Raw genomic sequence first — 24,678 nt, forward strand, 5'->3', positions numbered from 1 at the left:
ATGAAGATCACCTTCCTCGGCGGCGGCAACATGGCCACCGCCCTCATCGGCGGCATGCTCGAACGCGGCTTCGCGGCCGCCGACATCCAGGTCGTCGAACTCGGCGATGCGGCGCGCGCCGCGCTCGAGAGCCGCTTCGGCGTGCGTGCGGTGGCCGGCTTCGATGACGCGGCCCTCGCCTGCGAGGTGCTGGTGCTGGCGGTGAAGCCGCAGCAGATGAAGGCCGCGCTGGCGCCGGTCGCCGGCCGCCTGTCCGGCCAGCTCGTGATCAGCATCGCCGCCGGCCTGCGCCTCGCCGATCTGGGCCGCTGGCTGGGCGCGCCCGGCGTCCCCCATGCGCGGCTGGTGCGCTGCATGCCCAACACCCCGGCGCTGATTGGCGCCGGCGTCACCGGCCTGTACGCCGACCCCTCGGTGGATGCCGCCGGACGCGCGGCTGCCGAGCGCATCCTCGCCGCGGTCGGCAGCACGGTGTGGGCGGACGCGGAGGCGCAGATGGATGCGGTGACGGCGATCTCGGGCAGCGGCCCGGCCTACGTGTTCCATTTCATCGAGGCGCTGGAGGCGGCCGGGCGCGCCCTCGGCTTCGACGAGGCGGGTGCGCGCCGGCTGGCGATCGACACCGCGCTCGGCGCGGCGAAGCTGGCGGCGAGCTCGGAAGACTCGCCTGCGCTGCTGCGCCAGAAGGTCACCTCCAAGGGCGGCACCACCGAGGCCGCGCTCGCCAGCCTCGCCGCGGCGGGCTGGCACGACGAACTGGTCGATGCGGTGAAGGCGGCCGAGGCGCGCGGCCGCGAGCTCGGCGAACAACTCGGCAGGAACTGAGCCATGCTCGCCAACATCCTGCTGCTGGTCGTCAATGCCGTCGCCGGCTTCCTCACCCTGATGCTGCTGGCGCGCTTCTACATGCAGTGGCAGCGCATCTCCTTCCGCAACCAGCTCGGCCAGTTCGTGGTCAGCACCACCGACTGGATCGTGCGCCCGCTGCGCCGCTTCATCCCCGGCCTGTTCGGCCTCGACATGGCGAGCCTGCTGCCGGCCTGGGTGGTGCAGGTGCTGCTGGTGGCCTTCGAGCTCAGCCTGCGCGGCGCGGTGTTCAGCGGCAACACCGCGGCGGTGATCGCCGGGCTGTGGGGCGTGGGCCTGATCGAGCTGATCCGGATGATGGTGTATCTGCTGTTCGCGGTCGTGCTCGGCTCGGCGGTGCTGTCGTGGGTCAGCCCGCATTCGCCGCTGGCGCCGCTGCTGAATGCGATCGCAGCGCCCTTCCTGCGCCCGTTCCGCCGCGTGATCCCGACCATCGCCAACGTGGACCTGTCGCCGCTGGTCCTGCTGCTGATCCTGCAGATCGTGCTGATGGTGCTCGCCGGCGCGCGCAACGGCTTCGCGCCGCTGCTGTTCGGGGCCTGAGGGCACGAACGGTTCGCGGGCAAGCCCGCGCCCGCATTGGCGGCTCAAGCGCCGCACCGTGGGAGCGGGCTTGCCCGCGAATGAAGCGTGGAGCCCGGGCTTACGGCTCGGGCGCCGATCTGTACCCCGAGGCCGTCAGCCCTCGAACATCACCTGCCCTTCGACCAGGGTGTAGCACACCTTGCCCGGCAGTTCCATGCCGAGGAAGGGCGTGTTCTTGCCCTGGCTGCGGAGACTTTCGCGGGTGATGGTGACGTGGGTGTCGGGGTCGAACACGCAGACGTCGGCCCGGGCGCCGACCGACAGGTGGCCGGCCTTGGTGATGCCGACGATCTTCGCCGCGTCGGAGGTGATGCGGGCCAGGCCGTCCAGCAGCGACAAGCCGGCGCGGTCGGCCCACTTCAGCGTCAGCGGCAGCAGCAGCTCGAGGCCGGTGGCGCCGGGTTCCGATTCCGAGAACGGTGTCTGCTTGCCGTCGTCATCCACCGGCGTGTGGTCCGAGCACAGTGCGTTGATGCGGCCCTCGGCCAGGCCCTTGCACAGCGCCTCGCGGTCGCGCTGGCTGCGCAGGGGCGGGATCAGGTGGCAGTTGGGGTCGAAGTAGCCGATGTCCATGTCGCACAGGTGCACATGGTTGATCGACACGTCGCAGGTGACGTCCATGCCGCCGGCACGCGCCTGGTCGATCAGCGCCAGGCCGGCCGCCGACGACAGGCGGGTGATGTGCAGGCGGGCGCCGGTGGTGCGCGCGAGTTCGAGGTAGGTGAACAGCGCCACGGTCTCGGCCGCGACCGGGATGCCCGACAGGCCGAGGCGGGTCGACACCTCGCCGTCGTGGGCGTGGCCGACGCGCGACAGGAAGGGCGCCAGCGGCTGCAGCCAGACGCGGAAGCCGAAGGTGGCGGCGTACTGCAGCGCGCGCATCAGCACCGCGTTGTCGACCACCGGCACGTTGGCCTGCGAGAAGGCGACGCAGCCGGCCTCGACCAGTTCGGCCATCTCCGACAGGCGCTCGCCCTTGAGACCGATGGTGAGCGCGCCGACCGGGTAGATGTGGGCGCGGTTCAGCTTCTTGGCGCGGTAGGTCAGCATCTCGACCAGGCCGGGCTCGTCGAGCGCGGGGTCGGTGTCGGGTGGGATCGCCAGGCTGGTGACGCCGCCCGCCATCGCCGCTTCCATCTCGGATTCGAGGGTGGCGCGGTATTCGAAGCCGGGCTCGCGCAGGCGCGCGGCGAGGTCGATGAAGCCGGGGGCGACCACCAGGCCGCTGGCGTCGATCGTGCGCTCGGCGACGAAGCCGTCCGGGGCCTGGCCGAGGCCGACGATCTTGCCGCCGGCGACATAGACGTTGCGCACCGCGTCGGTGCGATTGGCCGGATCGACGACGCGGCCGTTGGAAATCAGGATGTTCATGCGTGAATCCTTGTGCCTGTGCTGTCCGCGGCCTCAGTGGCTGCCGAGCATGCTCATCACCGCCATGCGCACGGCGATGCCGAAGGTGACCTGGGGCAGGATGACCGCCTGCGCGCCGTCGGCCACCGCCGAGTCGATCTCGACGCCGCGGTTCATCGGCCCGGGGTGCATGACGATGGCGTCGGGCCTGGCGAGCGCCAGCTTCTCGGCGGTGAGGCCCCAGATCTTGTAGTACTCCTGCGGCGTCGGCAGCAGCGCGCCGTTCATGCGCTCGTTCTGCAGGCGCAGCATCATCACCACGTCAACGCCCCTGAGGCCCTCGCGCATGTCGTGGAACACGCGCACGCCGAGGCGCTCGACCTCGGTCGGCAGCAGGGTCTTGGGGCCGATCACGCGCACTTCGGGCACGCCCAGCGTGGTCAGCGCGGCGATCTGGCTGCGCGCCACGCGCGAGTGCAGCACGTCGCCGACGATCGCCACCGTCAGGTTGGTGAAGTCGTGCTTGAAGTGGCGGATCGTGTACATGTCGAGCAGGCCCTGCGTCGGGTGCGCATGGCGGCCGTCGCCGGCATTGACCACGCGGATGTGCTCGCGCCCGGTGTCGTGCAGGTGCTGGGCGATCAGCATCGGCGCGCCGCTGGCGGCGTGGCGGACGACGAACATGTCGGCCTGCATCGCGCACAGGTTGTCGACGGTGTCGAGCAGGCTCTCGCCCTTGGCGGCCGAACTGGTGTTGATGTTGAGGTTCACCACGTCGGCCGACAGGCGCTTGGCGGCGATCTCGAAGGTGGTGCGGGTGCGCGTCGAGTTCTCGAAGAACAGGTTGAACACGCTCTTGCCGCGCAGCAGCGGCAGCTTCTTGACCTCGCGCTCGGCCACTTCGGTGAAGGGCGCGGCGGTGTCGAGGATGGCGGTGAGGATGTCGCGCGGCAGACCGTCGAGTGTCAGCAGGTGCTGCAGTTCGCCGTGCTTGTTGAGCTGGGGATGGCGCATCGGGCGGGCCTCGGTGTCAGCGAGTGGGCGGGGAAGGGGGGATCGGGGGCATGTCGGGACGGGCGTCGCGATCAGGCGCGCCGGGTCAGCATCAGCGTGAAACGGCCGGCGTCGTCGCGCTGCAGCTCGAGGTTCTGGTCGCGCGGCAGGGGCTCGTCCAGGGTATGGGCGCAGTAGCGCGCGCCGATCGGCAGTTCGCGGCTGCCGCGGTCGACCAGCACCGCGAGCTCGACCACGCCGGGGCGGCCGAAGTCGAACAGCTCGTTGAGCGCGGCGCGGGTGGTGCGGCCGGTGTACAGCACGTCGTCGACCAGGATCACGTGCGCGCCGTCGACGTCGAACGGGATCTCGGTGCGCTGCGGCCGTGCGTGCAGGCCCTTGCTGCCGTAGTCGTCGCGGTAGAAGGAGACGTCGATCGCGCCCAGCGGCTGGGCGATGCCGAGTTCCCGGTGCAGGCGCTCGGCCAGCCACAGGCCGCCGGTGTAGATGCCCACGAGCGCGGTGGCGGGCGTGACTTGGGGGCGGATCTGCTCGGCGAGCTGCCGGCACAGGGCTTCGGCATCAAGGTCTTTCATGGCGTCGTGTGTCCAGGAAGGTTTGCAGGATGATGCGGGCGGCTTCGGCGTCGAGAACCGCCTTGCGCTCGCGCCAGTCGCGGCGTCCGGCCGCGGCGAGCCCGGCTTCGGCGGCGACCGAGGACAGGCGTTCGTCGGCGGTGAACACCGGCAGGCCGAAGCGGCCGTGGAGCTGGTTGGCGAAGCGCCGGCAGCGCGCGGTGAGCTCGTGCGCGCTGCCGTCGAGATGGGTGGGCAGGCCGACCACCAGCGCGATCGGGCGCCATTCGGCGATCAGTGCGGCGATGGCCTTGAAGCGGGCGTCGTTCGATTCTTCGTGCACCGTGGCCAGCGCGCTGGCCTGGCCGGTCTCGAGCTCGCCGGTGGCGATGCCGATGCGGGCGAGGCCGAAGTCGAAGCCGAGCAGGGTGCCGCGGGCGGGAAGGACGGCCGCCGAGGCCGCCGAATCGGGCGGGCGGGCCGGGAGTTCCATGCTGCGCTGGGCGGCCTGCACCGCCTCAGGCATGTCCGGCGACATCGCTGAGGTTGGCGAAATCGATGCCGAGCGTCTGCATCGCGGCGGCGAGGCGCTCCTCGGGCGGAAGGTCGAACACGATCGCCATGTCGGCGGGGACGGTGAGCCAGGCGTTGTCGAGCAATTCCTGCTCGAGCTGGCCGGCGGCCCAGCCGGCGTAGCCCAGGGTGACGAGCACGTCCTTCGGTTCGCCGCTGGCGCCGATCGCCTGCAGCACGTCGCGGCTGCTGGTGAGCCCGATCTCGTCGCTGACCTTGAGCGTGGAGTGCCATTCGCCGAGCGGCCGGTGCAGCACGAAGCCGCGGTCGGTCTGAACCGGTCCGCCGAAATAGACCGGCTGGTTGGCGAAGCCCTCGGCCTCGAGTGGCAGTTCGATGCGTTCGAACAGCGTGGCGAGGGTCATGTCGATCGGCCGGTTCACGATGATGCCGAGCGCGCCCTGTTCGTTGTGTTCGGCGACGTAGGTCAGGGTGCGCGCGAAGTGGGGATCGGCCATGTTGGGCATGGCGATCAGGAAGTGATGCGTGAAGTTGGCCGTGGGCGTGTCCATGCGCGGCATTTTACGCCGATCGGCTGGGTTCTTGGCGTGGGTGCGAGGTTCGGATGCGGGCTCGTGCGATTGCCGTGGGTGCGCGATAATGAAGGCCTGTTTGTCCTGGACAAAATAATGCCTTCCGCCCTCGTCTGGTTCCGTCGCGATCTGCGCAGCTTCGACCATGCCGCGCTCTACCACGCCTTGCGCTTCGCCGATCGCGTGCATTGCGCCTTCGTCTTCGATACCGCCATCCTCGACGCGCTGCCCTCGCGCCAGGACCGCCGCGTCGAGTTCATCCACGCCAGCCTGGCCGAGCTGGACGCAGCGCTCGACACCATGGCGCGTGCGGCGGGGGCAGCCGGCGGCGGGCTGCTCGTGCGCCACGGCCGCGCCGAGGACGAAGTCCCGCGCCTGGCGCGCGAACTGGGCGTCGACAAGGTCTTCGCCAACCGCGACTACGAGCCCGAGGCGATCGTGCGCGACAGCCGGGTGGCGCAGGCGCTGGCCGAGGCCGGTATCGGCTACGAGGATTTCAAGGACCAGGTCGTCTTCGAGCGCGACGAGGTGCTGACCCAGACCGGCAAGCCCTACAGCGTGTTCACGCCGTACAAGAACGCCTGGCTCAAGAAGGTGGACGACTTCCAGCTCGAGTCATATCCGGTAAAAAAATACGCCGCGCGTCTCGCCGCGAAGCCTGCGGGCGAGACCGTGTCCTCGCTCGCCGACATCGGCTTCGAGCCCACCAACCTGGCCGAACTGCAGATCCCCCTCGGCATGAGCGGCGGCAGAAAGCTGTTCGTGGACTTCGCCGCGCGCATCGAGCGCTACAAGCGCGCGCGCGACTTCCCGGCGGTGAAGGGCGTCAGCTACCTGTCGACGCATCTGCGCTTCGGCACCGTGTCCATCCGCCAACTCGCCGCCCACGCCCATGCGCACGGCGGCGAGGGCGCCGAGACCTGGCTGTCGGAGCTGATCTGGCGCGACTTCTACCACCAGATCCTGTGGCACCACCCGCAGGTGGTCGAGCGCGCCTTCCGCCCCGAGTACGACGCCGTGAAGTGGGACGACGCGCCCGAACTCTTCGCCGCCTGGTGCGAGGCGCGCACCGGCTACCCGATCGTCGATGCCGCGATGCGTCAGTTGAACCAGACCGGCTGGATGCACAACCGCCTGCGCATGATCGTCGCCTCTTTCCTCACCAAGGATCTCGGCATCGACTGGCGCCTGGGCGAGCGCTATTTCGCCGCGCATCTGAACGACTACGACCTCGCCGCCAACAACGGCGGCTGGCAGTGGGCGGCCTCCACCGGTTGCGACGCCCAGCCGTGGTTCCGCATCTTCAACCCCGTCACCCAGTCCGAGAGGTTCGACCCCGAGGGCCGCTTCATCCGCCGCTACCTGCCCGAGCTCGCCCGCGTGCCCGACAAGTTCATCCACGCGCCGTGGACCATGGGCGGAATCGACCAGAGCGCGTGCCGGACGAAGATCGGCGTCGATTACCCGGGCCCCATCGTCGACCACGCCGCCGCGCGCGAACGCACCCTGCAACGCTTCGGGGTCGTGAAGAACGAGGCGCAAGGCCGATAGCCGCAAGCCCTCCAGCTCCCACCTCCGGACGGTCAGCAATTCCCCCGCGCAAGGTCGCGGGACCGGGGTGGCGGGCGCCAACTTCACGAGCGCCGAGGCGGGGGGCGTCGCGGGGGAAACGAGGCGACGCATGTTTGAGGCGCGCAGCGCCGAGTTTGCGTCGCCGCCCCCGCGGCGTCTTCCGCCGAGGGCAGCCGAAGGCCGCGAGTGCAGGCGGCGCCCGCCACCCCGGTCCCGTGGCCGGATCGCAGCCGCGGCAACCGTCACCTCCCTCCCGCGGCCGAGTCGCAGCCGCGCCGTCCATCCTCCGAACGCCGCCGCCTCCGTCCGAATGCGGGACAATGACGCCCCGTCACTTCTCATCGGACGCCCCGCCATGACCGCCCCCGCCTTCGATTTCGACCGCCTCATCGACCGTCGCGCGCTGCCGAGCGAAAAGTGGGGCCGCTACGCCGGTCGCGACGTGCTGCCGCTGTGGGTGGCCGACATGGATTTCGCCGCCCCGCCCGCGGTCATCGACGCTCTGCGCCGGCGCATCGACCACGGCGTGTTCGGCTACACCGACGCCTGGCCCTCGCTGGTCGAGGCGGTGGTCGACGGCCTGCAGCGCGACCACGGATGGACGATACGGCCCGACTGGCTGGTGTGGCTGCCGGGCGTGGTCGCCGGCTTCAACCTCGCCTGCGCGATCGCCGGAGAGCCCGGCGACGGCGTGCTCACCGCCACGCCCGTCTATCCGCCTTTCCTCACCGCCCCCGCCAACACCGGCCGCGTGCTCCAGCGCGTCGAGCTGGTGCTGCGCGAGGGCCGCTGGCAGTGGGACTGGGACGCGCTGGAGGCGACATGCACGCCCTCGACCCGGATGCTGCTGCTGTGCAGCCCGCACAACCCGGTCGGGCGCGTGTTCGACGAGGACGAGCTGCGCCGGCTGGCGGATTTCGCCGAACGCCACGACCTGCTCGTGTGTTCCGACGAGATCCACTGCGGCCTGGTGCTGGACGCGTCGCGCCCGCATCGTCCGCTCGCCGCGCTCGACGAGGCCGGCGCGCGGCGCACGATCACGCTGATGGCGCCGTCCAAGACCTGGAACATCCCGGCGCTGTACTGCGCCTTCGCGGTGATTCCCGATGCCGCGCTGCGCCGCCGCTACCGCCACGCGATGCGCGGCGTCGTGCCGCATGTGAACGTGCTCGGCATGGTCGCCGCCGAGGCGGCCTACCGCGACGGCGACGCCTGGCGGCAGGCCTTGCTCGCCTACCTGCGCGGCAACCGCGATCGCGTCGTGGAGGCCATCGCCGCGCTGCCAGGCCTGGCGATGACGGTTCCGGAAGCCACCTACCTGGCCTGGATCGACTGCCGGGACATGATGGCCGCACGCGGTGTCAACGACCCGGCCGCCTTCTTCGAGACGGCCGGTGTCGGCCTGTCGGACGGTGCGGCGTTCGGCGCGCCGGGCTTCCTGCGCCTGAACTTCGGCTGTCCGCGCGCGACCCTCGACCAGGCGCTGGCGCGCATGGCGCGCGCGCTGGAGGACTGATCAGGCCGTCGCGACCAGGTCCGCTACCGCGCGCGCCTTTGCCCGCGTGTAGCCCGCCACCAGCGCCAGCAGCGCCTCTTCCTGGTAGGGCTTGCCGAGATAGTGGCTGGCGCCGACTTCCTCGGCATAGCGGCGGTGCTTCTCCGCCAGGCGCGAGGTGATCATGATCACCGGCAGATGCTTCAGGCGGGCGTCGGCGCGAATGTTGCGGACGAGGTCGAAGCCGTCCATGCGCGGCATCTCGATGTCCGACAGCACGACGTCGGGCACGGTGTCGATCAGCTGCTCGAGCGCATCGACGCCGTCCTTGGCGGTGAGCACGCGGTAGCCTTCGCGCTCGAGCAGACGGCCGGTGATCTTGCGCACGGTCAGCGAGTCGTCCACCACCATCACCGTGGGCAGGTGCAGCGGCGCCGGAGCCTCGCTCGCCGGGGTGTCGCCCAGCTCGCCGGCGTCTTCCTGCGCCAGGCTGCGGCTGGCGAGCGCGACCGGGTTCAGGATCAGCACGATCTCGCCGTCGCCGAGCACGGTGGCGCCCGACATGCCGACGATGCGGGTGAGCTGCGGCCCGGCGTTCTTGACGATGATTTCCTGGTTGCCGCGCAGGCCGTCGACGTGCAGCGCCAGCGTCTGCGCGCCCGCGCGCAGCAGCAGTACCCAGTTGTAGCGTTGCTCGACCGGTCGCGCCTCGCGATCGCCGAGCAGGCGCGGCAGGTAGCGGTAGGGGAAGCGTTCGCCCTGCCAGTCGAGGCCGTACTCGTCCTGCAGCTTGCCCAGCGCGTCGGGTTTGAGCTCCAGCGCCTGCACGATCATGTTCGAGGGCACCGCCCAGGTGCGCCCGCCGGACTCCACCAGCAGGGCCTGGGTGACCGCCAGCGTCAGCGGCAGGCGGAGGTGGAAGCGGGTGCCTGCGCCGTGCCGGGTGGATACGTCGACCCGACCACCGGCGGCGGCGGTCTGCGCCTTAACCACGTCCATGCCGACGCCGCGGCCGGACACCGCCGAGAGTTCGCTCGCGGTGCTGAAGCCGGAGACGAAGATCAGGTTGGTCAGACGGCGCTCGTCGGGCTGCTCGTGCGCACCGATCAGGCCGCGCTCGCGGGCGCGGGCGGCGATCCGGTCGAGGTCGAGGCCGGCGCCGTCGTCCGCGATCTCGATCGCGATCTCGTTGCCTTCCTGGCTCACCGTCAGCACGATGCTGCCGCTCTCGGGCTTGCCGGCGGCAGCACGCTCGGCGGGCGCCTCGATGCCGTGCGCCACCGCGTTGCGCAGCAGGTGCTCGAGCGGCGCCGCCATCTGCTCCAGCACGCTGCGGTCGATCTCGATGCGGCCGCCGCGCAGGTCGAGCGTGGCGCGCTTGCCGAGCTCGCGTGCGCTCTGGCGCACCACGCGGTAGAGGCGGCTGGCGAGGCTGTCGAAGGGCAGCATGCGCACCTGCATCAGGCCCTGCTGCAGCTCGCGCGCCATGCGCGCCTGGCTGTTGAGGGCGAGGTCGGCGCCGTCCAGGTTCTGCAGCAGGTTCTGCTGCACCGTGGTGACGTCGTTGACGCTCTCGGCCATCATCCGCGTCAGTTCCTGCAGGCGGGTGTAGCGGTCGAGCTCGAGCGGGTCGAAGTCGGCCTGGTGGCCGCCCGCCAGGGCGATGCGCGACTGCATCTGCACCTCGGCCTGGATCTCGACCTCGCGCAGCTGGCTGCGCAGGCGGATGACGTTTTCGGTGAGGTCGAGCAGCGAGCGCCGCAACGTGCGCAGTTCGCCGTTGATGCGGCTGCGCGCGACGCCGATCTCGCCGGCCTGGTTGACGAAGCGGTCGACCAGCTCGGCGCGCACGCGCAGCGTCGGGCTGCTCAGGGCCTCGGCCTCCTCGCTGCGCTCCGCCTCGGAGGACGCAGCGGCCGCGGGGACTTCGCCGGCGATCTCGATCGCGGCCGCGGCAGGCGCCGCAGGCTCGCCGAGCGCCAGCGCGTCGATCAACTGCTCGCAGCGATCGAGGCCGAGCGTGAGTTCATCGACCAGCGCGGCCGGCGCCTCCTGCGCGGAGACGCCGTCCTCGAGCCGGGACTCGAGCTGATGCAGCAGGGCGCCCAGGCCCATCGCGCCGGCCATGCGTGCGCTGCCCTTGAGCGAATGCAGCAGGCGGGCGATGCCGCGCGCCGGCTCGGCGCTGCCGGGCAGGTCGCGCCAGCGGCGCAGGGTCGCGTGCAGCTCCCCGGTCGTCTCCGCCGCCTCCTCGAGGAAGATCGGCAGCAGGGCGTGGTCGATGTCGTCCGCGGGTATGGGTTCGGCAACCGCAGGGCGTCTGGGCGTGGCGGGGGCGGCCGGCAGCGGCGGGGAAGGCGGCATGACCGGCGCGGTTGCGGCTTCGGGCTGCGGCGCCGGGGCCGACCGCGGCGCGGCGTCGAGCGCGGCGACCAGCTCGGGGCTGGACTTGGGCAGTCGCGCTTCCAGGACCTGGACCAGCATCGCGCGCAGCGTGTGTGCCGCGTCGGCGAGCAGCGCCAGGTCGTTCGCGTGCGCCGCGGAGGTGGCGTCGATCAGGCGCTCGAGTGCGTTCTCCAGGGCCCGCCCGAGCTGGTGCATCGCCGAGATGTGGGCGGTGCCGGCGATGCCGGCGAGGGTGTGCGCGGCGCGCAGGGCGGCGCTTGACGGCGGTCGCGGCGCAGCGCTGCGCAAGGCGTGCAGCTCGGCATCGAGGGTGTCGAGGTGCTGGGCGGCTTCGGCGCAGAACAGCTCGTAGAGCGCGCGCGACAGTTCGATGTCTCCGATCCGCAGCACCTCGGGCGCTTCCTCGATGGCGGGCGCTTCGGTGGCGACGGGCGGGGCCGGCTCGTGCGCGCCGGCCGCCGCCGTCGTTGCCGCAGCCGGGACGGTGTCGGCAGTGGGTGCAGCGGGCAGGTCGAATTCGTCGTCGATCGCGAAGCCGATGTCCTCGTCCGCCAGGCCGAAGGCGGTGATCGCCGGCAGTTCCGGCACTTCGGGCCAGGCATCGATTTCCGTCGGCGCAGGCGCCGTCGCTGCCGCATCGGCCGCCGCCGGCATGTTGAATGCCGGCTCTTCGGATGCCGGCATCTCGAGCAGGACGAGTTCGTCCGCGGCGTCGGCGTCGGCGAGGTTCCAGGTCTCGTCGAGCATGGCCTCGTAGGACCAGTCGGCGTCCTCGGACGCGGCAAGCGCCGAAGGGGCTGCGCTCGGGACCTCGGTCGCCTGCGGGGCGGCGGGCGCCTCGAACGCAGGCGTGTCCGCAGCGCACAGGCGTTCGGCCTCGGCCACCAGCCGGGCGGTGTCCACCGGCTCGGCCTCGGCGCCGCGCAGGCGCTCGATCCAGGTCGAGAAGAGCTGCTCGCCGGCGTCGATGAAGGCGAGCAGGGTGGGGGTCACCGGCCAGTCGAGCTGCAGCCAGCGGTTGAGCGTCTGCTCCACCGCCCAGGCGGTGTCGCCGAGCTGCGCGAGCCCGACCATGCGGCCGCTGCCCTTGAGGGTGTGGAAGCCGCGCCGGATCGTCACCAGCTCGTCGGTCGCGGCCGGGGCGGCGCGCAGCCCCTGCAGGCGGTCGCGCAGGCTGGCGAGGACCTCGCCCGCTTCCTCGAGGAAGATGGCCAGCAGTTCGGCATCGACTTCCGGCTCGGCGATCGTGGCGGCAGCCGTAACCGGCGCAGCCACGGACGGGGCCGGCGGGGCTGCGGATTCGAGCACCGCGCCGGGGGACTCGAGCTCTTCCAGGTTTTCCAGGTCCTCGAGATCTTCGAGGTCCTCGATCAGCGTGATCGCAGTCTCGTCCTCGTCTGCATCCGCGGCGAGCGCCAGCGCTTCCGCAGCGGATTCGGTCGCGGCTGCGGTATCGGCCGTGGCCACCGGTTCGGTCGGGACCGCGTCCTCGACGGCAGGCAGGGCGCTCTCCGGGGCGGTTGCGGCTGCCGGCGCGGCAACTGCGGCTTCGACAGCGATGGGTTCGGCAACTGCGGGCTCGACGAGGGACTCGGCCTCTGCCTGCGCACCCTGGGGGGTGGGGGCCGGCGTCGGAAGCGGCGCTTGCGGCCGGCTGTCGAGCAGGTCCTGCAAGGCCGAGCCGCCGCGTGGCAGGGCTTCGAGGTGGAAGCCGAGCGCGGAGAGCTGGTGGGCCAGGGCTTCGAATTCGGCCTGGCCGGCGGCGCTGTCCTCGTCGCCGAGGGCGGCGATGCGGGCTGCCGCATCGCGCACGAGGGCGAGCGCCTCGCCCTCGCCCAGCACGCTCAACGCACCGCTGATCTGCTGCAGCGGTTGGTGCAGGCGTTGCAGGGCTTCGCGCCGCGCCGGATTGCGGAAGAAGTCGTCGAGTGCCTGTTCGACCTGGGCGAGGCTGGCGAGCATCTCCTTCGACAGTTGCTCGAGCAGGGCCTTGTCCTGTGCCGCGGCGGCGCCGGCGAGGGTGGCGGCGTCCGCTTCCGCGGCCGGGGTCTCGCCGCGCTGCAGGGCCTGCAGCCGCTGCTGCACGGCCTCGACCCGGGCGCCGAAACCGGATGCCGGCGGGCGGCGTTCGAGGCCGGCCTCGAGCAGCAGCAGCGCGGTCGCGACTTCCATCGCGGCCGCATCCGCGAACAGCAGCGGGTCGCGGCGCAGCCAGCGGGTGAAGTCGAGCACGCCCGTCACCAGGGCTTGCGTCGCGGGGCGACCGAGCGGCGCCAGCGGGGCTTCCATCGCCGCGATCGCGTCCTCGAAGCGCGCTAGCGCCACCGCGGTGCCGGTGCAGAAGTCGTCCCACTGCTCGCGCGCGTTCGCGAGCTGACGGTGGAGGGTGTCGAGCAGGGGGGCGCTGGGCGTGCCGCTGACCGCCGCCCCGGCCTCGGGTAGCAGGGCGTCGAGCTCCCAGCATGCGCGTACCGCGCGCTGTTGTTCGGTGGTGACCGGGCAGTGCGCGATCCGGTACAGCAGCTCGCGCAGCAGGCGGTCGGGCGCCGCGGGCGTGCCCGCCAGCAGGCGGCGGAACTGGGCGTCGATCTGGGTGCACAGGCGCATGATCGCGGGCTCCGGCTGCAGGCTGCCGTCGATCAGCGCGTCGTAGAAGGCCAGGCTCGCCCACCACAGGCTGCGTGCCGCGGGATTGTGCTGTTGCGCCTCGATCTCGGCGATCGCCTCGCGCATCGCACGCGCGCCATCGCCGGCCGTGCCCTTGCGCAGCCATTCCAGCAGGCCGCGCTCGAAGCGGCTGCGCGCGCTGCGCAGGATCAGTGCTGCGGCCTCGGGCGTGGCCGGCTCGGCGCCGGCTTCACGCGCGGGCGGGCGGCGCGACAGGTCGGGAGTGAACAGGTCGACCGGGCTGGCGTCGGCCTGGCCGCGCGCGGCCGCCAGCGCCAGGTAGGGCTCGGCCAGGCGCAGGGGCTGGTCGGGCGCGCCGTGGGCGAGCTCTTCCAGATAGTTGCCGATCACCGCCAGCGCGCGCCGCACCAGCGCGCGCGTGGGGGCGTCGGCAGGTATCGCCTCGCGGGCCATCTCGCCGAGCAGCTGCTCGAGCGTGTCGGCGAACTGGGTCAGGCCGTCGAGGCCGACGATGGCCAGCGCGCCGCGCACCTGATGCACATGGGTGCGGGCGAACTGCAGGCCCGAGGGGGTGCCGTCGGCGCTGCCCTGGTCGAGGATCTCGCGGGCGCGCTCGAGTGCAGCGTCGATCTCGCCCTTGACCCAGGTCAGCGACCCCAGGTCCGGCGCGGTGGCGTATGTCATGCTGGTCGTTCCCGGCGTCGTCGATTCAGACCTTGAAGCCCGAAACCGAGCCCTTGAGCTCGACCGCGAGTTCGGCGAGCTGACCGATCGAGACCGCGGTCTGACGGGTGCCGAGCGAGGTCTGCTCGGTGACCGCGAGGATGCCCTTCATCGTCGCCGCGACGCGGTCGGCGACCGCCGCCTGGCTCTGGGTGTCTTCCGAGATGCGCTCGATCAGGCGGGCGGTCTCCATCGACACTTCGCCGATCTCGGCCAGCGCCTGACCGGCGGCGTCGGAGAGCTGCGCCCCCTCGACCACGTTGCGGGTCGCGTTCTCCATCGCGCCCACCGCGTCCTGGGTGTCGGTCTGGATGGTCTTGACGATGGCGGCGATCTGCTTGGTGGCCTCGGCGGAGCGTTCGGCCAGGCGCTGCACCTCTTCCGCGACCACCGTGAAGCCGCGCCCGGCCTCGCCTGCGGAGGCGGCCTGGATGGCGGCGTTGAGCGCGAGCACGTTGGTCTGCTCGGTGATGTCCGAGATCAGCTCGACGATCTCGCCGATCTCCTGCGAGGACTCGCCCAGGCGCTTGATGCGCTTGGCGGTCTCCTGGATCTGGCTGCGGATGTCGTTCATGCCGCGGATGGTGTTCTCCACTGCGCCGGCGCCCTTGCGCGCGGCGTCGAGCGAGCGGCGGGCCACCTGGGCGGATTGCAGCGCGCGTTCGGAGGAGTCGGTCATCGATTGCGCCATGCGCTCGGCGGTGGCGCCGGCCTCCTCGATCTCCCGCGACTGGCGCTCGGTGGCGGCCAGCAGTTCGGTCGAGGTGTGCTGGGCCGATTCGGTGGCGGCGGTCACGCGCGAGGCGGCGTCGTTGATGCGGCTCACGAGCACCGAGAGCTCCTCGATGGTGTAGTTGACCGAGTCGGCGATGGCGCCGGTGATGTCCTCGGTGACGGTGGCGCGTACGGTGAGGTCGCCGTCGGCGAGGTCGCCCATCTCGTTCATCAGGCGCAGGATCGCCTGCTGGGTGAGGTTGCGCTCGTCCTCGGCGCGCTGGCGCTGCTGCTCGGTTTCGAGGCGGCGCGTGGCCAGGTCGGCGCCGTAGGCGCGCGCCATCAGCAGCAGGGACAGCAGGGCGAGCACGGCGCTGGCCGCGGCGCCGAGGTGCAGCGGGCCGAAGCCGCTGGCGCTGCGGGTGAGCGCTTCGGTGACCGCGGCGCTGCGCTCGAGCAGCGGCGTCGAGTCGAGGGCGATGTCGGTCGCAGCCTGCTTGGCCTGCATCAGCGGGTGCGTGCCGGCGACGATGCTGTTGATGGCGAGCAGCGTGGATCCCGCGTCGGCCTCGAGGTCGCTGAACAGGTCCTGGTGCGGCGTGTCCGCCGTGCCCTGCTTGAGCCGGGCGAGAAGCTCGCGCAGGCGGTTGGCCTCGGTGGCCAGGTTCGCGGCGACGTCGGGGTTGGGTGCCTCGGCCAGCATCAGCGCATTGGCGTGGCCGGTTGCGCGCTGGGCGTGGGTGATCACGCCGTACGCCGCGCCGATCGCCTCCGCCGCCGCGCCGTTGTCGAGCAGGCTGCGGACGAGCTTGTCGGTGCTGGCGAACAGCGGGACGTTGTCGGCGTTGATCGACTCCACCGCGGACGCGAGCGCGACGAAGATTCCGCCCTGCTCGACGAGCTGGCCGGTGCTGACCGCCGTCCGCTGCCAGGATTCGCCCAGGGCCTGCAGCGCCGGACGGGTCTCGCCGCGCACCGGCGGCAGTTCGACGCCCGAGAAGCTGCCGCCCGCGTCGAGGGTCTGCAGCAGTTCGGTGAAGCGGCTGCGGGTCTGCTTGAGCTCGGTCACCGCCGCCGCATTCCCGCGACGGGCGAGCTGCGCGGCCTTGGCGATCTGCTGGGACAGCGTCTGCAGTTCGCTCGCTGCGCCCACCTGCAGGGTCGTGTGCGCCGACGCCCGCATCTGGTAGAGCAGCATGCCGGCGCTGGCGCTCGCGAACACGGCGAACAGCAGGCCGAAGGTTCGCAGCCGGCCGCCGCCCGCAGCCGTCGCCGCGGCCTTGGCCGGCGCGCGCTGGCGCTCGCCGGTCTCGATGATGGTGGGGGTTTCCGCTGCGCCTGCGTCGGCGCGGGCCTGCTTGCTGGCGAAAAGTTTCAGGGCCATCTTGGATGCTCGGGTCGGATGAATGGTGCGAAAGGTCGGGCCGGGCGGCTCACTCGATGCCGGCGTCGAGGAAGCTCGGCTGGGCGAGCAGGCGGGCGGTGTCGAGCAGCAGCCACGGCCGACCCTGCAGGTCGCGCAGGCGGCCGGCGACCCAGGGGCGCTCGTCGCGCTCGGTGCTGCGCTCGAAGTCGTCCTGGCCACGCAGGCCGGTCGAGGCCGACACCAGCAGCGCGCAATGCACGCCGTGGCGCATGCCCGCCAGCAGCAGGCGCGCACGCCCGGCGGGGGGCGTCGGCGGCTGGCCGTTGAACTGCGCGAAGTCGATCACGCCGTGCAGGGTGCCGCGAACGTTGGCGAGGCCGCGATACCAGGGGCGGGTCAGCGGCACGGCCGACAGCGGCGGCGGGGGCAGGATCTCGCCCGCGTCGGCGAGCGGGATCAGCCAGTGCTCGCCGCCGCACTGGAAGCCGAGCAGGCCGCGATGCTCCGCCGTCTTCGCGTCGGCGAGCCGGCGGGCGAGCCGCTCCTGGAATTCGCGCAGGCTGCTGCGGGCCATGCCGGGTCAGCCCATGGCCCGGATGCGGGCGAGGAGTTCCTCGTGGTCCACCGGCTTCACCAGGTAGGCCTGCGCGCCCTGGCGCATGCCCCAGATCTTGTCGGTCTCCTGGCCCTTGCTGGTGCACATGATGATCGGGATGCCGCGGGTGGCGTCCTTGCGCGAGATCGTGCGCGTGGCCTGGTAGCCGTTCATGCCCGGCATCACCACGTCCATCAGGATCAGGTCGGGCCTGTCGGCCTCGCTGCGGGCGATGGCCTCCTCGCCGGTTTCCGCGGTGATGACGTTGTAGCCGTTGCGGGTCAGCACGTCGTTGAGGGCGAGTCGTTCGGTGGGCGAGTCGTCCACCACGAGGATCTTGTTGATCGGCATGTCTGGGTTCCTGGCCGGTTCTGTGTCAGGGTGAGGCGATGGGGGTCCGGCCCGCGGCGGCGTGGCTGGCCACGGCCTTGAGCAGGCTGTCCTTGGTGAAGGGTTTGGTGAGGTATTCGTCGGAGCCGACCATGCGCCCGCGCGCGCGGTCGAACAGCCCGTCGCGCGACGACAGCATGATCACCGGCGTCGACGACAGCAGCGGGTTCTTCTTGATCAGCGCACAGGTCTGGTAGCCGTCGAGGCGCGGCATCATGATGTCGACGAAGATCACGTCGGGACGATGGTCGGTGATCTTGGCCAGCGCGTCGAAGCCGTCCTCGGCGAGCAGCACCTGGCAGCCCGCCTGGGTGAGGAAGATCTCGGCGCTGCGCCGGATCGTGTTGCTGTCGTCGATGACCATCACCTTCAGCCCGGCAATGTCCATGCTGTGTTCCTGATGCGTTGTCGATGCGGGGGACGGTTCCGGCCGGCGGATGCCGGCTCAGAGTTCGACCATCTCGAAATCTTCCTTGCGCGCGTGGCACTCCGGGCAGGTCCAGTTCGGCGGGACGTCTTCCCAGCGCGTGCCCGGCGCGATGCCCTCGTCGGGCAGTCCGGCGGCCTCGTCGTAGATGAAGCCGCAGATCAGGCACATCCAGGTCTTGTACGCGTTGTCGGCCATGAGTCAGCTTTGCTCGGGGGTTGGCGGTAGAATCCGGCGCATCTTAACGCATCCCTCCGGATGCCTTCCGTGGTGCATTTCTCGCTCATGCCGATTGCGATTCCCGAAACGCCGCCCTGTGTGATGTGCCTGTCGGCGGGCGATGCCACCGCGGGCGGCGGCTTGGCTGCCGACATCCTGACCCTCGCCAGCATGGGCTGCCATCCCCTGCCGGTGCAGACCGCCGCGCTGGTGCGCGACACCCGCGGCATCGACGAGGTGTGGCCGGTCGAGCCCGAACTGCTGTCGATGCAGGCGCGCGCGGTGCTTGAAGACGTGCCGGTGGCCGCCTTCAAGCTCGGCTTCTGCGGCAGCGTCGAGAACGCCGCGCTGATCGCGGAGATCCTCTCCGACTACCCCGAGGTGCCGCTGGTGGTGGAGCCGGCGCTGTACGCCTCCGTGCTGCTCGGCGATGCCGGCGAGGAGATCGAGGCCGCGCTCGCCGATCTGATCGTGCCGCAGACCACGCTGCTGGTGGCGGACCGCCACGAGCTGTGCCGCCTGGCCGGGGTGGTCGACAACGCGGGCGAAGACGGCGACGAGGAGGGCGAGGACGACCCGGGCGTCGACGAAGCGCTGGCCCGCCTGCTCGGCAGCGGCACCGAGTTCATCCTGCTGACCGGGGGCGGCGATCATGGCCCGCAGGTGGTGAACACCCTGTTCGGCCACGAGGGCGTGATCCGCACCGACGCCTGGCCGCGCCTGCCCGCGCGCCACCTCGGCGCCGGCACCACGCTGGCTGCCGCGGCGGTGGCGGCGATGGCGCACGGCATGGCTTTGCCCGAGGCGGTGCGCGAGGCGCAGGAGTTCACCCAGCAGGCGTTGCGCCACGCCTACCGCGCCGGAATGGGGCGGGCGTTGCCCGACCGCTTCTTCTGGGCGCGCGGCAAGGGGGACGACGATGTCTGATATGCCGCTTCCCGGGCGTTTGCGCGGCCTCTACGCCGTGACCCCGGACGAGCCCGACACCGACCGCCTGCTCATGCTCGCCGAGCGCGTGCTCGCGGGCCGCCCGGTGCTGCTGCAGTACCGCAACAAGACGGCCGACGCCGCGCTGCGCCGGGAGCAGGCGCGCGCGCTGCAGCGCCTGTGCCGCGCGGCCGGCGTGCCCTTCATCGTCAATGACGACCTCGCGCTCGCGCTCGAGATCGACGCCGACGGCGCCCATCTCGGCCGCGACGACGGCGCGCCGGCCGCCGCGCGCAAGGCGCTCGGCGGCCGGCGCATCCTCGGCCTGACCTGCTACGCAGACTGGTCGCGCGCCACCGAGGGCGCCGAGGTCGGCGCCGACTACATCGCCTTCGGCGCGATGTTCCCCTCGGTGACCAAGCCGAATGCGCCGCCGGCGCCCTTCGCCATGATCGCCCGCGCCAGGCGCGAACTCGGCCTGCCGGTGGCGGCGATCGGCGGCATCACGCTCGCCAACGCGGGCGAGGTGCTGGCCGCCGGTGCCGACCTGCTGGCGGTGGTCAGCGACGTGTTCGGCGCCGACGATCCGGCCGCGCGGGCGGCGGCGTATCGCGCGCTGTTCTGAGGGCTTCCGCGCGCGCCCGGGCGTGTCGGCTGTGCGCGAAAAAGTGAAGGCACGGGGCCGTGAAGCGCGCCGGTTTCTGCCACGTTCTTGACCTGTGCGGTGGACCCGCCGCGCCTGCAGGCGCGACAATGCCGCCTTTCGCACGCAGCACAGGAACGACAAGCCATGACCAGCCGTAACGAAGCCCTTTTCCAGCGCGCCCAGCGCAGCATCCCCGGTGGCGTCAACTCGCCCGTCCGCGCCTTCCGTTCGGTGGGCGGCACGCCGCGCTTCATCGCGCGCGCCGAAGGCGCACGGGTGTGGGACGCGGACGGCAAGGACTACATCGACTACGTCGGCTCCTGGGGGCCGGCGATCGCCGGCCACGCCCACCCGGCGATCGTCGAGGCGGTGCGCGAGGCCGCGCTCAAGGGCCTGTCCTTCGGCGCGCCCACGGAGGCCGAGGTCGAGATGGCCGAGCTGATCTGCGCGCTGCTGCCCGCGGTGGAGATGGTGCGCCTGGTGAGCTCGGGCACCGAGGCGACGATGAGCGCGATCCGCCTCGCGCGCGGCTTCACCGGCCGCGACGCGATCGTGAAGTTCGAGGGCTGCTACCACGGCCACGCCGACAGCCTGCTGGTCAAGGCCGGCTCCGGCCTGCTGACCTTCGGCAACCCGTCCTCGGGCGGGGTGCCGGCGGACTTCGCCAAGCACACCATCGTGCTCGACTACAACGACCTGCAGCAGGTCGAGGACGTGTTCAAGGCGCGTGGCGGCGAGATCGCCGCGATCATCGTCGAGCCGGTGGCCGGCAACATGAACCTGATCAAGCCGCAGCCCGGCTTCCTCGAGGGGCTGCGCCGCATCTGCACCGAGTACGGTGCGGTGCTGATCTTCGACGAGGTGATGACGGGCTTCCGCGTCGGCCCGCAGGGCGTGGCCGGCCTGAGCGGCATCACGCCCGACCTGACCACGCTCGGCAAGGTGATCGGCGGCGGCATGCCGGTGGGCGCCTTCGGCGGTCGCCGCGACATCATGGAGAAGATCGCCCCGCTCGGTTCGGTGTATCAGGCCGGCACCCTGTCGGGCAGCCCGGTGGCGGTGGCGGCCGGGATCGTGTCGCTGAAGCTGACGCGTGAGCCGAGTTTCTACGAGACGCTGGCGGCGCGCACCCAGCGCCTGGTCGCGGGCCTCGCCGCGGCGGCGAAGGATGCCGGCGTGAGCTTCAGCGCGGATGCGGTGGGCGGCATGTTCGGCGTCTATTTCGCCGACAAGGTGCCGGCTTCGTTCGCCGACGTGATGGCCTCGGACAAGGATCGCTTCAACCGCTTCTTCCACGCCATGCTGGACGCGGGCCACTACTTCGCGCCCTCGGCCTTCGAGGCCGGCTTCGTGTCGGCCGCGCACGGCGAGGCGGAGATCGACGCGACGGTGGCAGCGGCGCGCGAGGTGTTTGCGAAGTTGGGGTAAGGGGGCGCGAAGCCGCAGTCGATGACTGGTGCAATCTGGCGCGCGCTTCTCGCGCCGCCGGACTGCCGGGGTTCCGAGAAATCGCAACGGTGCTGCTGGCTGCTCCGTGGCTCATAATCCGCCGGGGACGCGCGGGGTATTCCTTCCGGGGCTGCGGAACTCGCTCGATTCCTCGCTCGGACAGTCCTCGCCCCTTCACGAATACCCCACACATCCCCGGCTACCGTGGTTGCCGCTCGATTGCTGACACGTGCGCCCCAACGGCTGGCTCCCTTGCATTGGGCGCCGCTGTAGCATTTGAGCCGTTGAGGGTTTTGCCTTTGCGTTGATCGCCTTGCACGATTCCCGGATGCATGCGGGGTGTTCCTGAAGTGGCGAGGACTGTCCGAGCCGAGCGCAGCGACGGCGAGTTCCGCAGCCACGGAAGGAATACCCCGCGTGCGTCCCCGCAGCGAGCAGCCGAGCGGAGACACCAAAGCCACCCACAGAAGGCGCAGGCCAGATCAAGCGCTCAAGGAACGCAGAGGATCCGAACGAAGCAGTTCACAGCAGGAACAGCGTCGCCAGCCCCAGGAAAATGAAGAACCCCCCCGAGTCGGTCAGCGCGGTGATCATCACCGAGCCGCCGAGCGCCGGGTCGGCGCCGAGGCGCTGGCGCAGCATCGGGATCAGCACGCCGGCGCAGGCCGCCAGCAGCAGGTTCAGCGTCATCGCCCCGGTCATCACCAGGCCGAGATCGACGTTGCCGTACAGCCACCACGCCAGCACGCCGAGCAGGCCGCCCCACACCAGGCCGTTGATCAGCGCCACGCCCAGTTCCTTGCGCAACAGCCGCGTCATCGCCGACTGTTCGACCTGGCCCATCGCGATCGCGCGCACGATCATCGTCACCGTCTGATTGCCCGAATTGCCGCCGATGCCGGCCACGATCGGCATCAGCGCGGCGAGCGCCACCAGCTTCTCGATCGACTCCTCGAACAGGCCGATCACGCGCGAGGCCACGAATGCGGTGACCAGGTTGATCGCCAGCCAGGCCCAGCGGTTCTTCACCGAGTCCCACACCGAGGCGAAGATGTCCTCCTCCTCGCGCAGGCCGGCCTGGGACAGGATCTCGGCCTCGGATTCCTCGCGGATGAAGTCCACCACGTCGGCCACCGTGATGCGGCCGATCACGCGCCGCTCGGAATCGATCACCGGCGCCGACACCAGATCGTAGCGCTCGAAGGCCTGGGAGGCCTCGTCGGCCTCGTCCTCGGGGGTGAAGCTGATCACCGTCTCCGAGCGCATGACCTCGGCCACGGTCTTTTCAGGGTCGTTGATGAGCAGCGACTCGAGCGTCAGGATGCCCTCGAGATGGTCCTCGCGGTCGACCACGAACAGCTTGTCGGTGTGGTCGGGCAACTCGTCGAAGCGGCGCAGGTAGCGCAGCACCACCTCGAGGGTGACGTCGTCCCGCACCGTCACCATGTCGAAGTCCATCAGCGCGCCGACCGAGTCCTCGGGATAGGACATCGCCGCGCGCAGCTGCTCGCGGCCCTCGGTGTCGAGCGACTGGAAGACGTCCTCGATGACCTCGGGCGGCAGGTCGGGGGCGAGGTCGGCGAGCTCGTCGGCGTCGAGCGATTCGGCGGCGGCCTTCAGCTCCTCCGGCGCCATCGTCTCGATCAGCGATTCGCGCACCGCGTCGGAGACCTCGAGCAGGATCTCGCCGTCGCGCTCGGCCTTGACCAGGTCCCAGACGTAGAGACGCTCCTCGAGCGGCAGCGCCTCGAGGATGTAGGCGATGTCGGCCGGGTGCAGGGTGTCGAGCTTGGCGCGCAGGCCGGCCTCGTGCTGCTTGTGCACAAGGGTCTCGACCAGCTCGTGGCGCGGCATGTCCTGGCGATGGACGAGGTCCTCCACCACCTTCTGGCGGGCGATCAGGTCCTGCACCTCCTTGAGGTGATGCTGGACGTCGTCGGGGTGGTGTTCTTCGTGCTCGGTCATCGCGCGGGCGGCAGACGGGGGCGGGCTGGAGCGGACAGGCCGAATTCTACGGGCTCGACCGCGTCGCGTGGCCCCCGATTCTGTTGCAGCGCGAAATTTTGTTTGCGGGCCTCAGGGCACCTGCGAATGGATCATGCGCCGCTGCACGCGCGCGGCATGGGCGGCGACGCGCCCGCCGTAGTTGCGCTCGTAGTAGCGCGGATTGGGCAGCATCACCGCCAGGCGCGCAGCTTCGGCGGGGCCGAGGCTGGCGGCGGGGCGGCCGTAGTAGCGACGCGCGGCGGCTTCGGCGCCGAACACGCCGTTGCCCCATTCGGCCACGTTCAGATACACCTCGAGGATGCGGCGCTTGCTCCAGGTGGTCTCGATCATCAGCGTGATCACCGTCTCCTGGCCCTTGCGCAGCCAGCTGCGCGACGGCGACAGGAACAGGTTCTTGGCGAGCTGCTGGCTGATCGTCGAGCCGCCGGCGCTGATGCGGCCGCGTTCGGCGTTGCGCTCGAGCGCGCGTTCGATGCCCTCCCAGTCGAAGCCGGCGTGATCGAGGAAGCGGTCGTCCTCGGCCGCAACCACCGCGCGCTTGAGGTGGATCGAGATGCGCTCGTAGGGCACCCACTGGTGGCGCAGCTGGGCCTTGGGGTCGGTCGCGCGCAGTTCGGCCAGGCGCATGCGCATGAAGCTGGTGCTGCCGGGGTCGAAGCGGCTCCACCAGATCACCTGGGTCAGCAGCACCGCCTGCCAGAAGACCAGCAGCAACAGGGCGGCGATCAGGCCGCGGCCGAGCCAGCCGAGTGCGCGTCGCGTCGGGGTCATGAGGTGGGCCGGTACTGCCGGCTCAGCCGGCGTCGATCTGCCGGCGCAGTTCGGCGAGCGGCGCTGCGGTGTCGGGGCGCACGCCACGCCACAGCGCGAAGCTCTCCGCCGCCTGCTCGACCAGCATGCCCAGGCCGTCGGCCACGCGCGCGGCGCCGTCGGCAAGCGCTGCGCGCATGAACGGGGTGTGGCCGCGGCCGTACATCATGTCGTAGGCGAGCGCGCCCTCGGCGTACAGGCCGGGGGGGAGCGGCGGCAGCTCGCCGGCGAGGCTGGCGGCGGTGGCGTTGATGACCAGGTCGAAGCGGCGCCCGGCGAGCGCGTCGAAGCCGCAGGCATCCACCTGCGCCCGGCCGGCGTGCGGGGTGAACAGCGCGGCCAGCGCCTGCGCCTTCGCTACCGTGCGGTTGGCGATGGTCAGGCTGGCCGGGCGGCTGTCGAGCAGCGGCAGCAGCACGCCGCGCGTGGCGCCGCCGGCGCCGAGCAGCAGGATGCGGCGGCCGGCGAGCGCGAAGTCGAGGTTGGTGGTCAGGTCGCGTACCAGCCCGGCGCCGTCGGTGTTGTCGCCGAGGATGCCGTCGGCGCCGAAGGCGAGGGTGTTGACCGCGCCCGCCGCCTGCGCGCGCGGCGTGTGGCGCTCGGCGAGCGCGAATGCCTCGAGCTTGAAGGGGACGGTGACGTTCATGCCGCGCCCGCCGTGGGCGCGGAAGTCGGCGACGGCGGGCGCGAAGCCGTCCACCGGCGCGAGCAGGGCCTCGTAGCGCAGCGCCTGCCCGGTCTGGCGCGCGAACGCGGCGTGGATCTGCGGCGACTTGCTGTGGGCGATCGGGTTGCCGATGACGGCGTAACGGTCCATGGGCGGGTCTC

21 protein-coding genes are annotated in these 24,678 nt (G+C 71.3%); 7 read left to right on the plus strand and 14 right to left on the minus strand.

Translation table 11 applies throughout. The features are described 5' to 3' along the window. Together proC and CKCBHOJB_RS02495 are read left to right on the plus strand one after the other, a co-directional pair. Nucleotides 1-825: a pyrroline-5-carboxylate reductase gene (gene proC, locus CKCBHOJB_RS02490; protein WP_281050463.1), complete on the plus strand. Its 825-nt coding sequence runs from the start codon at nucleotides 1-3 to the stop codon at nucleotides 823-825. Between the two features lie 3 nt (nucleotides 826-828). After that, a complete protein-coding gene (locus CKCBHOJB_RS02495; protein WP_281050464.1) occupies nucleotides 829-1,410 on the plus strand; it encodes a YggT family protein in 582 nt (193 codons plus the stop codon). Nucleotides 1,411-1,545: 135 nt separating this feature from the next. Here the strand turns inward: CKCBHOJB_RS02495 and CKCBHOJB_RS02500 are convergent, their stop codons facing one another. The 5 genes from CKCBHOJB_RS02500 to CKCBHOJB_RS02520 form a co-directional block, all read right to left on the minus strand. After that, complete coding sequence (locus tag CKCBHOJB_RS02500; RefSeq protein WP_281050465.1) at nucleotides 1,546-2,823, minus strand: dihydroorotase; 1,278 nt, start codon at nucleotides 2,821-2,823, stop codon at nucleotides 1,546-1,548. 33 nt (nucleotides 2,824-2,856) lie between these two features. Further along, nucleotides 2,857-3,816 (minus strand): aspartate carbamoyltransferase catalytic subunit, encoded by a 960-nt coding sequence (locus CKCBHOJB_RS02505; protein WP_281050466.1) that lies wholly within the window; start codon nucleotides 3,814-3,816, stop codon nucleotides 2,857-2,859. A 71-nt stretch (nucleotides 3,817-3,887) separates the two neighbouring features. After that, the gene (gene pyrR / locus CKCBHOJB_RS02510; protein WP_281050467.1) at nucleotides 3,888-4,391 is read right to left on the minus strand and encodes a bifunctional pyr operon transcriptional regulator/uracil phosphoribosyltransferase PyrR; all 504 of its coding nucleotides are present in this window, start codon (nucleotides 4,389-4,391) and stop codon (nucleotides 3,888-3,890) included. Continuing rightward, a complete protein-coding gene (gene ruvX, locus CKCBHOJB_RS02515; protein ID WP_281051735.1) occupies nucleotides 4,378-4,863 on the minus strand; it encodes a Holliday junction resolvase RuvX in 486 nt (161 codons plus the stop codon). The genes pyrR and ruvX overlap by 14 nt, the downstream gene beginning before the upstream one ends. 25 nt (nucleotides 4,864-4,888) lie before the next feature. Next, entirely contained in the window at nucleotides 4,889-5,455 is a 567-nt protein-coding gene (locus CKCBHOJB_RS02520; RefSeq protein ID WP_281050468.1) for a YqgE/AlgH family protein, read from the minus strand. A 117-nt stretch (nucleotides 5,456-5,572) separates the two neighbouring features. Here CKCBHOJB_RS02520 and CKCBHOJB_RS02525 point away from each other — a divergent pair, with 117 nt between their 5' ends. After that, nucleotides 5,573-7,027 (plus strand): deoxyribodipyrimidine photo-lyase, encoded by a 1,455-nt coding sequence (locus CKCBHOJB_RS02525; RefSeq protein ID WP_281050469.1) that lies wholly within the window; start codon nucleotides 5,573-5,575, stop codon nucleotides 7,025-7,027. Between the two features lie 376 nt (nucleotides 7,028-7,403). Next, nucleotides 7,404-8,564, plus strand: a complete 1,161-nt coding sequence (locus CKCBHOJB_RS02530; RefSeq protein WP_281050470.1) for a PatB family C-S lyase — start codon at nucleotides 7,404-7,406, stop codon at nucleotides 8,562-8,564. Here the strand turns inward: CKCBHOJB_RS02530 and CKCBHOJB_RS02535 are convergent, their stop codons facing one another. From CKCBHOJB_RS02535 to CKCBHOJB_RS02560, 6 genes are read right to left on the minus strand one after another with little or no spacing between them, the layout of a single operon-like run. After that, the gene (locus tag CKCBHOJB_RS02535; RefSeq protein ID WP_281050471.1) at nucleotides 8,565-14,261 is read right to left on the minus strand and encodes an Hpt domain-containing protein; all 5,697 of its coding nucleotides are present in this window, start codon (nucleotides 14,259-14,261) and stop codon (nucleotides 8,565-8,567) included. A gap of 25 nt (nucleotides 14,262-14,286) precedes the next feature. Next, nucleotides 14,287-16,398, minus strand: a complete 2,112-nt coding sequence (locus CKCBHOJB_RS02540; RefSeq protein ID WP_281050472.1) for a methyl-accepting chemotaxis protein — start codon at nucleotides 16,396-16,398, stop codon at nucleotides 14,287-14,289. Between the two features lie 49 nt (nucleotides 16,399-16,447). Continuing rightward, nucleotides 16,448-16,954 carry a chemotaxis protein CheW gene (locus CKCBHOJB_RS02545; protein WP_281050473.1) on the minus strand — a complete coding sequence of 169 codons (507 nt, stop codon included), beginning with the start codon at nucleotides 16,952-16,954 and terminating at the stop codon, nucleotides 16,448-16,450. Nucleotides 16,955-16,960: 6 nt separating this feature from the next. After that, nucleotides 16,961-17,326, minus strand: a complete 366-nt coding sequence (locus CKCBHOJB_RS02550; RefSeq protein ID WP_281050474.1) for a response regulator — start codon at nucleotides 17,324-17,326, stop codon at nucleotides 16,961-16,963. A 25-nt stretch (nucleotides 17,327-17,351) separates the two neighbouring features. Beyond that, nucleotides 17,352-17,753 carry a response regulator gene (locus tag CKCBHOJB_RS02555; RefSeq protein WP_281050475.1) on the minus strand — a complete coding sequence of 134 codons (402 nt, stop codon included), beginning with the start codon at nucleotides 17,751-17,753 and terminating at the stop codon, nucleotides 17,352-17,354. A 57-nt stretch (nucleotides 17,754-17,810) separates the two neighbouring features. Then, nucleotides 17,811-17,963 carry a rubredoxin gene (locus tag CKCBHOJB_RS02560; protein WP_281051736.1) on the minus strand — a complete coding sequence of 51 codons (153 nt, stop codon included), beginning with the start codon at nucleotides 17,961-17,963 and terminating at the stop codon, nucleotides 17,811-17,813. A 114-nt stretch (nucleotides 17,964-18,077) separates the two neighbouring features. On the opposite strand from CKCBHOJB_RS02560, the gene CKCBHOJB_RS02565 reads away from it, so the two are divergent. The 3 genes from CKCBHOJB_RS02565 to hemL all read left to right on the plus strand — a co-directional run bounded on the left by CKCBHOJB_RS02565 (nucleotide 18,078) and on the right by hemL (nucleotide 21,012). Beyond that, nucleotides 18,078-18,938 carry a bifunctional hydroxymethylpyrimidine kinase/phosphomethylpyrimidine kinase gene (locus CKCBHOJB_RS02565; protein WP_281050476.1) on the plus strand — a complete coding sequence of 287 codons (861 nt, stop codon included), beginning with the start codon at nucleotides 18,078-18,080 and terminating at the stop codon, nucleotides 18,936-18,938. Further along, on the plus strand, nucleotides 18,931-19,563 hold the full coding sequence (gene thiE, locus CKCBHOJB_RS02570; protein ID WP_281050477.1) for a thiamine phosphate synthase: 633 nt from the start codon (nucleotides 18,931-18,933) through the stop codon (nucleotides 19,561-19,563). Before CKCBHOJB_RS02565 ends, thiE begins: the two co-directional genes overlap by 8 nt. A 165-nt stretch (nucleotides 19,564-19,728) precedes the next feature. Continuing rightward, the gene (gene hemL / locus CKCBHOJB_RS02575) at nucleotides 19,729-21,012 is read left to right on the plus strand and encodes a glutamate-1-semialdehyde 2,1-aminomutase (protein WP_281050478.1); all 1,284 of its coding nucleotides are present in this window, start codon (nucleotides 19,729-19,731) and stop codon (nucleotides 21,010-21,012) included. Between the two features lie 543 nt (nucleotides 21,013-21,555). On the opposite strand, the gene mgtE is transcribed toward hemL, so the two are convergent. The 3 genes from mgtE to aroE form a co-directional block, all read right to left on the minus strand. Next, nucleotides 21,556-22,998, minus strand: coding sequence for a magnesium transporter (gene mgtE / locus CKCBHOJB_RS02580; protein ID WP_281050479.1), 1,443 nt, complete (start codon nucleotides 22,996-22,998; stop codon nucleotides 21,556-21,558). A 111-nt stretch (nucleotides 22,999-23,109) separates the two neighbouring features. Then, entirely contained in the window at nucleotides 23,110-23,811 is a 702-nt protein-coding gene (gene mtgA / locus CKCBHOJB_RS02585) for a monofunctional biosynthetic peptidoglycan transglycosylase (protein WP_281050480.1), read from the minus strand. A 22-nt stretch (nucleotides 23,812-23,833) separates the two neighbouring features. Next, nucleotides 23,834-24,667 carry a shikimate dehydrogenase gene (gene aroE, locus CKCBHOJB_RS02590; protein WP_281050481.1) on the minus strand — a complete coding sequence of 278 codons (834 nt, stop codon included), beginning with the start codon at nucleotides 24,665-24,667 and terminating at the stop codon, nucleotides 23,834-23,836. Between the last annotated feature and the right edge of the window lie 11 nt (nucleotides 24,668-24,678).

It is taken from the genome of Thauera sp. GDN1 (genome assembly GCF_029223545.1).
Taxonomy (GTDB): domain Bacteria; phylum Pseudomonadota; class Gammaproteobacteria; order Burkholderiales; family Rhodocyclaceae; genus Thauera.